The sequence below is a fragment of the Bacillus sp. JZ34 genome (assembly GCF_053903205.1).
In genome coordinates this window covers 2,584,755-2,596,810 of the sequence record NZ_CP096403.1, presented here as the reverse complement: position 1 = coordinate 2,596,810, position 12,056 = coordinate 2,584,755, and the positions used below count along the sequence as shown (strand labels likewise).

Sequence of the window (12,056 nt, the reverse complement as noted above, 5' to 3'; positions counted from 1 at the left end):
AGGCAGAAGGGCATGATGATAAAAGCCCTTCTCTTCTTTTGGCTTTTTTTAAAGCATCAGCCCGCTCGGACGTTGTCTGCTTGCCAATTGGGGAATGATCGATTAGTCTAAAAAAAACGGCTTTTTTTCCTCCGTACAGCGGGGGAATCTGTGTGTAAAAGGGGGATAAGGATGAAGTACAGAAGTGTGTTTGATATTATCGGGCCCGTCATGATCGGTCCGTCAAGTTCTCATACGGCCGGCGCGGCCAGAATCGGCAGAGTCGCCAGAAGCGTGTTTGGGAGGGAGCCGAAACAAATCGTTGTGTCATTGTACGGTTCTTTTGCCGAGACGTATAAAGGACATGGAACAGATGTTGCGATCATCGGCGGCCTTTTGGATTTTGATACATTTGATGAAAGAATCAAAGATTCGATCCGCCTAGCTGAAGAAAAGGGAATCGCCATCGAGTTCCGGGAAGAAGAAGCGGTTCCGACGCATCCCAATACAGCCCGCATCCTCATCTCTGATGATGAAGGCTCCCTTGAACTCGCAGGCATCTCAATCGGCGGGGGGAAAATCGAAATCATTGAGCTGAACGGCTTTGAGCTCAGATTGTCGGGAAATCACCCTGCTATTTTAGTCGTCCATAACGACCGCTACGGAACGATTGCAGGCGTAGCCAATGTGCTTGCAAAGTTCGCAATCAACATCGGCCATATGGAAGTGGCCCGCAAAGACGTCGGCCAGGAAGCGCTCATGACGATTGAGGTCGATCAAACGATCGATCCGGCTGTTTTTGAAGAATTGAGAGCGCTGCCGAACATCATTGAGGTGACCCAGATCGCTGACTAAAAGGAGGGTGAGACGATATGTTTCGAAATGTAAAAGAATTAATTCAGCTGACAAAAGAAAAGAACGTGTCCATCTCTGAAATCATGATCGCGCAGGAGATCGAGGTGTCAGGCCGGACGCGGGAAGAAATATTCGAGCAGATGGAAGCCAACTTGACCGTGATGGAAGATGCTGTGCAAAAAGGTGTTGAAGGCGTCGTGTCGCACTCCGGATTGACGGGGGGAGACGCCGTTAAGCTTCAAGCCTACCTCAAATCGGGCAAAGGGCTGTCAGGGGATGTCATCCTTGACGCTGTCAGCAAAGCGGTTGCGACAAATGAAGTCAACGCTGCGATGGGAACGATTTGCGCAACGCCGACGGCCGGTTCGGCCGGCGTTGTCCCGGGGACGCTTTTTGCGGTAAAAGAGAAACTTCAGCCGACGAAAGAGCAGATGGTCCGCTTTTTATTTACATCGGGAGCGTTCGGATTCGTCGTTGCCAACAATGCGAGCATTTCGGGAGCCGCGGGAGGCTGTCAGGCTGAAGTCGGCTCGGCCTCGGGCATGGCGGCTGCCGCCATCGTCGAAATGGCGGGCGGAACCCCTGAACAGTGCGCCGAAGCGATGGCCATCGCTTTAAAAAACGTACTCGGTCTAGTCTGCGATCCTGTCGCAGGGCTTGTTGAGGTGCCGTGTGTGAAGCGGAACGCAATGGGCGCAGCCAACGCGATGGTCGCGGCTGATATGGCGCTTGCCGGCATTACAAGCCGCATTCCATGCGATGAAGTGATCGATGCGATGTATAAAATCGGGCAGACGATGCCGACGGCACTGAGGGAAACAGGCCGGGGCGGTCTTGCTGCAACACCGACGGGCAAAGAATTGGAGAAAAAAATATTCGGAGGAGCGTCAGCTGCACGTGGAACACAATCTGCAACTTAGTATATCTGTTATAAAAGGCGTCGGGACGGAAACGGAAAAAACGTTAAATGAGCTCGGAATCTATACGGTTCTTGATCTTTTAAACTACTTCCCGTACCGATATGACGATTATGAATTGCGCGATTTGGAAGAAGTGGCACACGACGAACGAGTGACGGTAGAAGGGAAGGTTCACAGCGAGCCTTCTCTTGCCTATTACGGGAAAAAGCGGAGCCGCCTCACGTTCCGGCTATTGGTCGGAAACTATTTGATCACAGCAGTTTGTTTTAACAGGCCTTATTTGAAAAAAAAGCTTGCGATCGGTTCGATCGTTACCGTAACCGGAAAATGGGACAAGCACAGACAATCCGTGATGGTACAGGAGCTGAAAAACGGGCCGCACCAAGGTGACCAGTCGATTGAGCCCGTTTACTCCGTCAAAGAAAATATCACCGTAAAGACAATGAGGAAATTGATTCAGGAAGCCGTCCGCAGCCATTTGCCGTCTGCCGAAGACCCCCTTCCGGAAAAGCTTAGGACCGCCTATAAACTTCTGTCTTACCAGGAGGCGGTGAAGGCGATGCACAAGCCCGAGTCGAGGGAAGCTTTAAAACATGCGCGGCGCCGCTTTGTATATGAAGAATTTTTACTGTTTCAGCTGAAAATGCAGGCTTTACGGAAGTTCGAGCGGGAGGCGTCCGACGGAATCAGCCACACCTTTAAAACGGAAGACGTCAATTCGTTTGTCAAAAGCCTCCCGTTTCCTTTGACAAACGCGCAGGCGAAAGCGCTCGACGACATATTAAGGGACATGGCTTCAGGGTATAAAATGAATCGGCTTTTACAAGGAGACGTCGGATCAGGCAAAACGGCCGTCGCCGCGATTGCGTTATACGCCTCGCTGCTTTCGGGATTCCAGGGAGCGATGATGGTGCCGACCGAAATACTGGCGGAACAGCACGCCGATTCATTGGTATCCCTCTTTGAGCAGTACGATGTCAATGTTGCGCTTTTAACAAGCTCTGTGAAAAGGAAAAGGAGAAGAGAGCTTTTAGAAAGATTAAAAGAAGGAGAAATTGATATTTTGGTGGGGACGCACGCCCTTATTCAGGACGATGTCCATTTTAAACAGCTCGGTCTCGTGATCACTGATGAACAGCACCGCTTCGGTGTCGAGCAAAGAAAAAAACTGAGAAGCAAAGGGAAAGATCCCGATGTCTTGTTTATGACGGCGACGCCGATTCCAAGGACACTGGCGATTACGGTTTTCGGGGAAATGGATGTGTCCGTCATCGATGAAATGCCGGCTGGGCGAAAGCGGATCGAGACTTATTGGGTGAAGCACGACATGCTCGAACGAATTCTCGCGTTTATCGAAAAAGAACTGAAAAAAGGCAGACAGGCATATGTGATTTGTCCCTTGATCGAAGAATCGGACAAGCTCGACGTTCAAAACGCCATCGATGTGCACAGCATGCTGACCCATGCTTTCAGAGGAAGGTGGCAGATCGGTCTCATGCACGGAAAGCTCTCAAATGACGAGAAAGAACAGGTGATGAGGCAGTTCAGCAAAAACGAATGCCAGATTCTCGTTTCCACAACCGTCGTTGAAGTCGGCGTAAACGTTCCGAATGCGACGGTCATGCTGATCTATGATGCCGACCGGTTCGGTCTTTCCCAGCTGCACCAGCTTCGCGGCCGGGTCGGGCGGGGCGACCACCAGTCGTATTGCATCCTGATGGCAGACCCGAAATCTGAAACGGGCAAAGAGCGCATGAGCATCATGTCTGAGACGACCGACGGCTTTGAGCTTTCTGAAAAGGACCTTGAACTCAGAGGACCCGGGGACTTCTTCGGCAAAAAACAGAGCGGGATGCCGGAGTTTAAAGTCGCTGACATGGTTCACGACTACCGCGCGCTGGAAACGGCAAGAAGAGACGCTGCAGAACTTGTCTCTTCAAAGGCGTTCTGGACGGATGCCGAATATGAAAGCCTGCGGGAACACTTGCAAAACAGCGGGGTGATGGAAGGAGAAAAGCTGAGCTGACCTGGAAGTCCTGTGAAAATTTATTGTCGGCGGGTAAAGAAAGATTGCATTCCAATCTATGAAATTATATACTACTATTAGTACCTAGTCATAATTGCGCGGATGGTGTTTAAAAACATGAGAAAAAGTAAGAGAGAACGCCAAGAATTGCTGCAGCAGACGATTCGTACGACCCCGTTTATTACGGACGAGGAGTTAGCGGAGAAATTTAACGTCAGCATTCAGACGATTCGCTTGGACCGTTTGGAACTTTCCATACCTGAACTGAGAGAAAGAATCAAAAGTGTTGCCGAGAAATCTCTTGAAGATGAAGTCAAGTCTCTCCCGCTCGACGAGGTCATTGGCGAGATCATTGATTTGGAGCTGGATGAGCACGCGATTTCCATTCTGGAGATCAGAACGGAGCACGTTTTCAGCCGAAATCAAATCGCCAGGGGACACCATTTGTTTGCCCAGGCCAACTCGCTCGCCGTTGCCCTCATCGACGATGAGCTCGCATTGACGGCCAAAGCGGACATCCGCTTTACCAGGCAGGTCAAGCAAGGCGAACGGGTCGTTGCAAAAGCGAAAGTCGTAAAGCTTGATAAAGATAAAGGCAGAACGGTTGTTGAAGTGAACAGCTATGTTGCCGAAGAGCCTGTGTTTTCAGGCGAATTTGTCATGTATCGTTCAAAACAATCATAGAAGGTGGCGCGTAAGTCATGAAAATTGCTGTAGATGCCATGGGAGGAGACAATGCTCCCAAAGCGGTTATTGAAGGCGTGATGAAAGCGGTCGAAGATTTTGAAGACCTCGAGATTACGCTGATCGGCGACCGGGAAAAAATTGCCGCCCATTTAACGGAGCACGGGCGGATCACTGTCAAGCACGCGGAAGAAGTCATCGAGGCGACAGACGAACCTGTCAGAGCCGTCAGAAGAAAGAAGAATTCATCGATGGTTCTGATGGCCGGAGAAGTCGCCGAAGGCAGGGCGGATGCCTGCATTTCCGCCGGAAACACCGGAGCGCTTATGACGGCCGGGCTCTTTATCGTCGGCCGGATTGAAGGGATTGAAAGGCCTGCGTTGGCGCCGACATTGCCGACTGTCTCCGGAGACGGCTTTCTCCTTCTTGATGTCGGAGCGAATGTGGACGCCAAGCCCGAACATCTCGTTCAATATGCCATTATGGGATCTGTTTACGGAGAACAGGTGCTGGGCGTCAAAAATCCGCGCATCGGACTTTTAAACGTCGGAACCGAAGACAAAAAAGGAAATGAGCTTGCCAAGCAGACCTTTCAAAAATTAAAGGAAACCGATTTGAATTTCATCGGCAATGTGGAAGCGCGCGACATGCTGGACGGAGTCGCTGATGTCATCGTGACAGACGGCTTTACCGGTAACGTTGCCTTGAAAACGGTCGAGGGCGCGGCGCTGTCCATTTTTAAAATGCTGAGAACGACGCTGACTTCGAGCTTCACGGCGAAGCTCGCCGCCTCTGCGCTGAAGCCGAAGCTGAAAGAAATGAAAACGAAGATGGATTACTCTGAATACGGCGGAGCCGGATTGTTCGGCTTAAAGGCGCCCGTCATCAAAGCGCACGGATCATCTGACGGACGGGCCGTTTATCACGCGATCCGCCAGGCCAGAGAGATGGTCAGCCAAAATGTCGCTGAATTTATCGAAGAAAAAATTCAACAAAAAGCAGATGAATAGTCTGGAGGTTTTAACATATGGGCAAGATTGCTTTTCTATTCCCGGGCCAAGGTTCGCAGCATATCGGCATGGGACACGAATTGTATGAAAAAGAACCGAATGCAAAGAAGATTTTTGAAGAAGCGGATCAAACGCTTGAAACAAAACTGAGCACCCTCATGTTTGAAGGGGATGCAAAAGAACTGACACTTACATACAACGCGCAGCCAAGCCTTTTAACAGCGAGTACCGCAGCGCTTCAAAAACTGAAGGAATACGGCATTAAAGCCGACTATGCGGCAGGGCACAGCCTCGGCGAGTACAGCGCATTGGTAGCTGCCGGCGCCTTGTCGTTTAAAGACGCGGTTTATGCCGTCAGAAAGCGCGGCGAATTCATGAATGAAGCCGTGCCCGCAGGTGAAGGCGCGATGGCGGCCATTCTCGGCATGGATAGCCAGGCGCTGAAAGAAGTGACGGACAAAGTTTCCGAAGAAGGAAACCTTGTTCAGCTCGCCAATTTGAACTGCCCCGGGCAGATCGTCATCTCGGGAACAGCTAAAGGCGTCGAGCTCGCTTCAGAGCTTGCCAAAGAAAAGGGCGCAAAACGCGCGATTCCTCTCGAAGTCAGCGGGCCGTTCCATTCCGACCTGATGAAGCCGGCAGCTGATAAGCTTCGTGAAGTTCTTGATGCGTGCAAGATCAGCGATGCAGCCATTCCGGTCGTCTCCAACGTAACAGCCGACTTTGTAACAGATAAAGACGACATTAAGAATAAACTGATTGAACAGCTGTATTCTCCTGTGCGATTTGAAGAAACAATCAGCCGCCTGATTGACGAAGGCGTGACGACGTTCATCGAAATCGGCCCCGGAAAGGTTTTGTCAGGGCTTGTGAAGAAAGTGAACCGCAGAGTCAAAACGATTGCTGTGTCAGACCCGAACACAATTGAACTTGCCGTTCAAACGTTGAAGGAGGAAAACGAAAATGCTGGATAATAAAACAGCCGTTGTTACAGGAGCCTCAAGAGGGATCGGCCGCGCGATCGCCCTGGACCTGGCGAAAAACGGAGCAAATGTCGTCGTCAACTACGCGGGCAATGAAGCGAAAGCGAACGAAGTTGTAGACGAAATCAAAGCGCTCGGCCGCGATGCGTTTGCTTTTAAAGCGGACGTTTCAAATGCGGATGAGGTTCAGGCGATGATGAAGGAAGCGGTCGGCCGCTTCGGCACGCTTGACATCCTTGTCAACAATGCGGGCATTACAAAAGACAATCTGTTCATGAGAATGAAAGAAGATGAATGGGACGACGTCATTAACATAAACTTAAAAGGTGTGTTCAATTGTTCAAAAGCCGTAACAAGACAGATGATGAAACAAAGAAGCGGCCGGATCATCAACATCACCTCGGTTGTAGGCGTCGTCGGTAACGCCGGACAGGCCAACTATGTCGCGGCTAAATCAGGCGTGATCGGCTTGACGAAAACGCTGGCGAAAGAGCTTGCGTCAAGAAATATCACCGTTAATGCAATCGCTCCGGGGTTTATTTCGACGGAAATGACGGACAAGCTGACAAAAGATATTCAAGACGAAATGCTGAAGCAGATTCCGCTTGCACGGTTCGGCGATCCGTCTGACATCAGCAGCGCCGTTGTTTTCCTCGCATCTGACCATGCGAGCTACATGACCGGCCAGACGCTGAACATCAACGGCGGAATGGCTATGGTTTAAACGAAATCAAAAATTGAATTATCTCTGGTTTTTTAAAAACGAATCAACTATAATACTTGAGGGGAGGTGAATAGCTATGGCAGACGCATTAGAGCGTGTAACAAAAATCATCGTAGACCGCCTCGGCGTGGATGAAGCCGACGTCACTCTTGAAGCTTCTTTTAAAGAGGATTTAGGCGCTGATTCCCTTGATGTAGTTGAGCTTGTCATGGAACTTGAAGACGAGTTTGATATGGAGATTTCTGACGAAGATGCTGAAAAGATTGCAACAGTCGGTGACGCTGTGAACTACATAAATAGTAAGCAGTAAGCTCATTTAAAGTCCCGTTTAAAGACGGGGCTTTATCCCTTTATAAATGCGGCTTTAATTTTAATGTTTTGCTGCCCAATGATACACGAACCTGCCTTTTCATAGGAGGTGAGGTGAACTTGATGTGCCCATATGGAGGTTGCTATGTCAAAACATTCACATTTCAGAGACAAAAAAATGTTTCAAAAGAAAGCGGAGCAGTTTAAAAAGTTTCAGGAACGGATTTCGGTTCAATTTCAAAACGAGAAGCTTTTATATCAAGCATTTACACATTCATCTTATGTGAATGAGCATCGAAAGAAGCCATATGAAGATAATGAGAGGCTTGAATTTTTAGGAGACGCCGTTTTGGAACTGACGATTTCTCAATTTTTATACGCCAAATACCCGGCGATGAGCGAGGGTGATTTGACGAAATTGAGAGCGGCGATCGTATGTGAGCCTTCTTTGGTTTCCCTGGCCCATGAGCTTTCTTTCGGAGAGCTTGTTCTATTGGGAAAAGGAGAGGAAATGACTGGAGGAAGAAAGCGTCCGGCGCTTTTAGCCGATGTGTTTGAAGCTTTTATCGGTGCGCTCTATCTGGATCAGGGGCTCGAAGCTGTCGTGGCCTTTCTGAAAGCGTACGTTTTCCCTAAAATCGACGATGGTGCTTTTTCTCATGTGATGGATTTTAAAAGCCAGCTGCAGGAATTTGTACAGCGCGACGGACGAGGTATTCTGGAGTATAAAATCCTTCAGGAAAAAGGACCGGCGCACAACCGCGAATTTGAAGCAAACGTATCGCTAAAAGGAGAAGTACTTGGGGTGGGAAGCGGCCGTTCCAAAAAAGAAGCAGAACAGCATGCCGCTCAAGAAGCGCTCGCGAGGCTGCAAAAACACCATATGAAACAATAAATCCCCCTTGCAAAACTCAGGGGGATTTCAATGTATTTTAAGCCTTTTCGATGGGGTTATGATAGAATTGTAATACTTTAATACATAAGGAGGATCACCATGTTCCTCAAACGTTTAGACGTGATAGGATTTAAATCGTTTGCAGAACGAATTTCTGTAGATTTTGTAAAAGGCGTGACAGCTGTCGTCGGTCCGAACGGCAGCGGAAAAAGCAACATTACCGACGCGATCCGCTGGGTGCTCGGTGAACAGTCCGCCAAATCGCTCAGAGGCGGTAAAATGGAAGACATCATTTTTGCAGGCAGCGATTCGCGGAAAAAGCTGAATCTTGCCGAAGTGACGCTGACGCTTGACAATGACGACCGCTTTTTGCCGATCGATTTTCACGAAGTCAGTGTGACGAGAAGAGTCTACAGATCTGGGGAAAGCGAATTTCTCATCAACAACCAGCCGTGCCGTCTGAAAGATATCATTGATCTTTTTATGGATTCGGGGCTTGGAAAAGAAGCGTTTTCCATCATCAGCCAAGGCAAAGTCGAAGAGATTTTAAGCAGCAAGGCTGAAGAGCGGAGAAGCATCTTTGAAGAAGCGGCCGGCGTATTAAAATACAAAACGAGAAAGAAAAAAGCCGAAAACAAGCTGTTTGAGACACAGGACAATTTGAACCGTGTCGAAGACATCCTCCACGAGCTCGAGGGGCAGGTGGAGCCGCTGAAAGTGCAGGCTTCGATCGCCAAAGACTACCTTGAAAAAAAGGATGAGCTTGAAAAAATCGAAATCGCGTTAACGGCGTATGATATCGAAGAGCTTCACGGAAAATGGGAAGCCCTTCAGCAGAAAGTCGAAAAGGCGAAAGACGAAGAGATGTCTTCGTCTGCGGCCATCCAGGCAAAGGAAGCCAAAATCGAAGAGGCAAGAGACAAAATTCAAGCGCTCGACGAATCGGTCGATGAGCTTCAGCAAGTGCTGCTTTTGACAAGCGAGGAACTGGAGAAGCTTGAAGGCCGGAAAGAAGTGCTGAAGGAACGCAAAAAAAACGCGACGCAAAACAGAGCTCAGCTTGAAGAAGCGCTCGTCCAGCGCAGTGAAAAAGAGCGAAGCCTGAAAGAAAAAATCGCCGCGCAGAAGCTTGTGTTTGAAAAGCTCGAGGCCGAAGCAAAAGAGCTTGCCCGAAAGGTGAAAGAAAAGAATCAGGCTCTATCCGGATACAGCGAAAATGTAGAAGAAGAAATCGAACAGCTGAAAAGCGATTATTTCGAGCTCTTGAACGAACAGGCATCCGTCCGAAACGAGCTTCAATTTCTTGAAGACCAAATGTCCCAATCCGCGGCGCAGCAAAAACGACTCGCGCAAAACAATGAAAAATATTTAAGCGAGCGGAAGGAAATCGCCGACCGAAAGATGAAAACCGAACACGAATTCAGCCTCGTCGACGAGCGCCTTCACAGCCAGATTCAAGCATTCAGGGACGCGCAAAAAAGCTATGAACAGAAAAAAAGCCAGTACGAGAAAAAGGAATCCGCCCTTTACCAAGCTTATCAATACGTTCAGCAGGCGCGCTCCAAAAAGGAAATGCTTGAAGCGATGCAGGAGGACTTCTCAGGGTTTTATCAAGGCGTCAAAGAAGTATTAAAGGCCAAGAGCGAGCTTCCGGGCATTCGCGGTGCGATTGCCGAGCTGTTAAAGACGGACGAGCGGTATGAAACAGCGATTGAAATCGCGCTCGGCGCAACGGCCCAACATGTTGTCACTGACGATGAAGACGCCGCCAGACGGGCGATTCAATATTTGAAAAAGCATTCGTTCGGAAGGGCGACCTTTCTCCCGCTTTCCGTCATCAAAGAGCGCCGCATTCAGTCGCGAGATATCGAAGCGGCGAAAGAAAATCCGTCGTTCATCGGCATCGCCAGCGAGCTTGTTTCGTTTGATCCGGCCTACCGGACCGTCGTGCAAAACCTGCTTGGCACCGTGCTGATCACCGAGCATTTAAAAGGCGCCAACGATCTTGCCAAACGGCTCGGCCACAGATACCGGATCGTCACCCTTGAAGGGGATGTCGTCAATCCGGGCGGTTCAATGACGGGAGGAGCCGTTAAGAAAAAAAGCAGCTCGCTTCTGGGACGCAACAGGGAGCTGGAAGCCCAGACAAAACGTCTCGCCGAGATGGAAGAGAAAACCGAATTGCTCGAAAAAGAAGTGAAAGCCCTGAAGCAGACGATGCAAGAGCTTGATGCCAAACTTCAGTCACTCCGCGAGGACGGGGAAGGCTTAAGAACCGAACAGCAGGAAATCAAAGGGCGTCTGTACGAACTCGAAATCGCCGAGAAAAACGTCAACAGCCATTTGGAGCTCTACGACCAGGAAAAATCGGCTCTGCTCGAAGGGGACGAAGACAAGAAACGGCGTAAAAAAGAGCTTGAAGAAAAGCTCACATCGATCGCCGGCGGGCTGAAGCGCCTCGATTCCGAAATCGAAGCCATGACGGAGCGGAAACAGACACAGACCTCGACGAAAGAAGCGCTGCAAAGCGAGCTGACCGATTTGAAAGTGGTGCTGGCGAAAACCGAACAGTCGTGTGCGAATGAACGGGAAAAGCTCGCAAGGCTTGAAGAAGAGTATGCCGAGAATGCGGAAGCGCTCAAAATTGCCGAAGAGGATCTCTCTTTCTTGACGACAGAAATGTCCTCCAATACTTCCGGGGAGGAAAAACTTGAAGAAGCTGCGAAAAAGAAGCTGAACGACAAAAATAAAACCGCAGAGCTTATCGCATCAAGAAGAGAGCAGCGGATGAAACTGCAAAAAGGCCTTGAAACCGAAGAGCTGGAACTGAAAGAAATGAAGCGCCAGTATAAGCAGATGGCAGGCCTCTTAAAAGACGAAGAAGTCAAGCTCGGCCGCATGGAAGTCGAACTCGACAACCTGCTCTCTTTCCTGCGGGAAGAGTATGGACTTTCATTTGAAGGGGCGAGGGAAAAATATCCTTTGGAGCTTTCCCCTGAAGAGGCGAGGAAGCGCGTCAAGCTGATCAAGCTTGCAATCGAAGAGCTGGGAACGGTGAACCTCGGCAGCATTGAGGAATTCGAAAGGGTCAATGAACGCTACCTCTTCCTCTCGGAGCAGAAAGACGACCTGCTCGAAGCGAAAAATACGCTCTTTAAGGTTATCGAGGAAATGGATGAGGAAATGACGAAGCGTTTTGCGGAAACATTTGCACAGATCAGTTCTCATTTCGAAGACGTTTTCCGGGCGCTGTTCGGCGGCGGAAGAGCCGAACTCAAGCTGACAGATCCGAATGACCTGCTCCAATCGGGCGTCGATATTATCGCTCAGCCTCCGGGCAAAAAGCTGCAGAACCTGAGCCTGCTTTCCGGCGGGGAACGGGCCTTGACGGCGATCGCGCTCCTGTTTTCGATCCTCAAAGTCAGACCGGTTCCGTTCTGCGTGCTGGATGAAGTCGAGGCGGCGCTTGACGAAGCGAACGTGTTCCGCTTTGCCCAATACTTGAAAAAATACAGCCATGAAACCCAGTTTATCGTCATCACCCACCGGAAAGGAACGATGGAAGAAGCCGATGTTCTTTACGGCGTGACGATGCAGGAATCAGGCGTTTCCAAGCTGGTCTCAGTCAAGCTTGAAGAAACAAAAGAACTAGTTCAATAAAGCGAGGTTAC

General features: G+C 49.6%; 10 protein-coding genes. All 10 read left to right on the top strand.

Annotated elements, in window-relative coordinates; genetic code table 11:
* Positions 1-171: 171 nt before the first annotated feature.
* The 10 genes from sdaAB (at position 172) to smc (ending at position 12,045) form a co-directional block, all read left to right on the top strand.
* On the top strand, positions 172-834 hold the full coding sequence (sdaAB, locus tag M1D90_RS13065) for an L-serine ammonia-lyase, iron-sulfur-dependent subunit beta (RefSeq protein ID WP_020451357.1): 663 nt from the start codon (positions 172-174) through the stop codon (positions 832-834).
* A gap of 17 nt (positions 835-851) precedes the next feature.
* The gene (gene sdaAA / locus M1D90_RS13060; RefSeq protein WP_020451358.1) at positions 852-1,754 is read left to right on the top strand and encodes an L-serine ammonia-lyase, iron-sulfur-dependent, subunit alpha; all 903 of its coding nucleotides are present in this window, start codon (positions 852-854) and stop codon (positions 1,752-1,754) included.
* Positions 1,732-3,780: an ATP-dependent DNA helicase RecG gene (gene recG / locus M1D90_RS13055; protein ID WP_456282807.1), complete on the top strand. Its 2,049-nt coding sequence runs from the start codon at positions 1,732-1,734 to the stop codon at positions 3,778-3,780. Before sdaAA ends, recG begins: the two co-directional genes overlap by 23 nt.
* Before the next feature lie 117 nt (positions 3,781-3,897).
* Positions 3,898-4,464 (top strand): transcription factor FapR, encoded by a 567-nt coding sequence (fapR, locus tag M1D90_RS13050; protein WP_020451360.1) that lies wholly within the window; start codon positions 3,898-3,900, stop codon positions 4,462-4,464.
* 17 nt (positions 4,465-4,481) lie between these two features.
* A complete protein-coding gene (plsX, locus tag M1D90_RS13045) occupies positions 4,482-5,474 on the top strand; it encodes a phosphate acyltransferase PlsX (RefSeq protein WP_020451361.1) in 993 nt (330 codons plus the stop codon).
* A gap of 17 nt (positions 5,475-5,491) precedes the next feature.
* Entirely contained in the window at positions 5,492-6,448 is a 957-nt protein-coding gene (fabD, locus tag M1D90_RS13040) for an ACP S-malonyltransferase (protein WP_020451362.1), read from the top strand.
* Positions 6,438-7,181, top strand: a complete 744-nt coding sequence (gene fabG, locus M1D90_RS13035; RefSeq protein WP_103749013.1) for a 3-oxoacyl-[acyl-carrier-protein] reductase — start codon at positions 6,438-6,440, stop codon at positions 7,179-7,181. Before fabD ends, fabG begins: the two co-directional genes overlap by 11 nt.
* Positions 7,182-7,257: 76 nt before the next feature.
* Positions 7,258-7,491, top strand: coding sequence for an acyl carrier protein (acpP, locus tag M1D90_RS13030; RefSeq protein ID WP_003181706.1), 234 nt, complete (start codon positions 7,258-7,260; stop codon positions 7,489-7,491).
* A gap of 144 nt (positions 7,492-7,635) precedes the next feature.
* Complete coding sequence (gene rnc / locus M1D90_RS13025) at positions 7,636-8,385, top strand: ribonuclease III (RefSeq protein WP_023857216.1); 750 nt, start codon at positions 7,636-7,638, stop codon at positions 8,383-8,385.
* Between the two features lie 99 nt (positions 8,386-8,484).
* On the top strand, positions 8,485-12,045 hold the full coding sequence (smc, locus tag M1D90_RS13020) for a chromosome segregation protein SMC (RefSeq protein ID WP_023857215.1): 3,561 nt from the start codon (positions 8,485-8,487) through the stop codon (positions 12,043-12,045).
* Positions 12,046-12,056 lie beyond the last annotated feature (11 nt).

Excerpts from the sequence above, each read along its gene's own strand:
- sdaAB (WP_020451357.1), top strand. The coding sequence starts at position 172 with ATGAAGTACAGAAGTGTGTTTGATATTATCGGGCCCGTCATGATCGGT.
- sdaAA (WP_020451358.1), top strand. The coding sequence starts at position 852 with ATGTTTCGAAATGTAAAAGAATTAATTCAGCTGACAAAAGAAAAGAAC.
- fapR (WP_020451360.1), top strand. The coding sequence starts at position 3,898 with ATGAGAAAAAGTAAGAGAGAACGCCAAGAATTGCTGCAGCAGACGATT.
- plsX (WP_020451361.1), top strand. The coding sequence starts at position 4,482 with ATGAAAATTGCTGTAGATGCCATGGGAGGAGACAATGCTCCCAAAGCG.
- fabD (WP_020451362.1), top strand. The coding sequence starts at position 5,492 with ATGGGCAAGATTGCTTTTCTATTCCCGGGCCAAGGTTCGCAGCATATC.
- fabG (WP_103749013.1), top strand. The coding sequence starts at position 6,438 with ATGCTGGATAATAAAACAGCCGTTGTTACAGGAGCCTCAAGAGGGATC.
- acpP (WP_003181706.1), top strand. The coding sequence starts at position 7,258 with ATGGCAGACGCATTAGAGCGTGTAACAAAAATCATCGTAGACCGCCTC.
- rnc (WP_023857216.1), top strand. The coding sequence starts at position 7,636 with ATGTCAAAACATTCACATTTCAGAGACAAAAAAATGTTTCAAAAGAAA.
- smc (WP_023857215.1), top strand. The coding sequence starts at position 8,485 with ATGTTCCTCAAACGTTTAGACGTGATAGGATTTAAATCGTTTGCAGAA.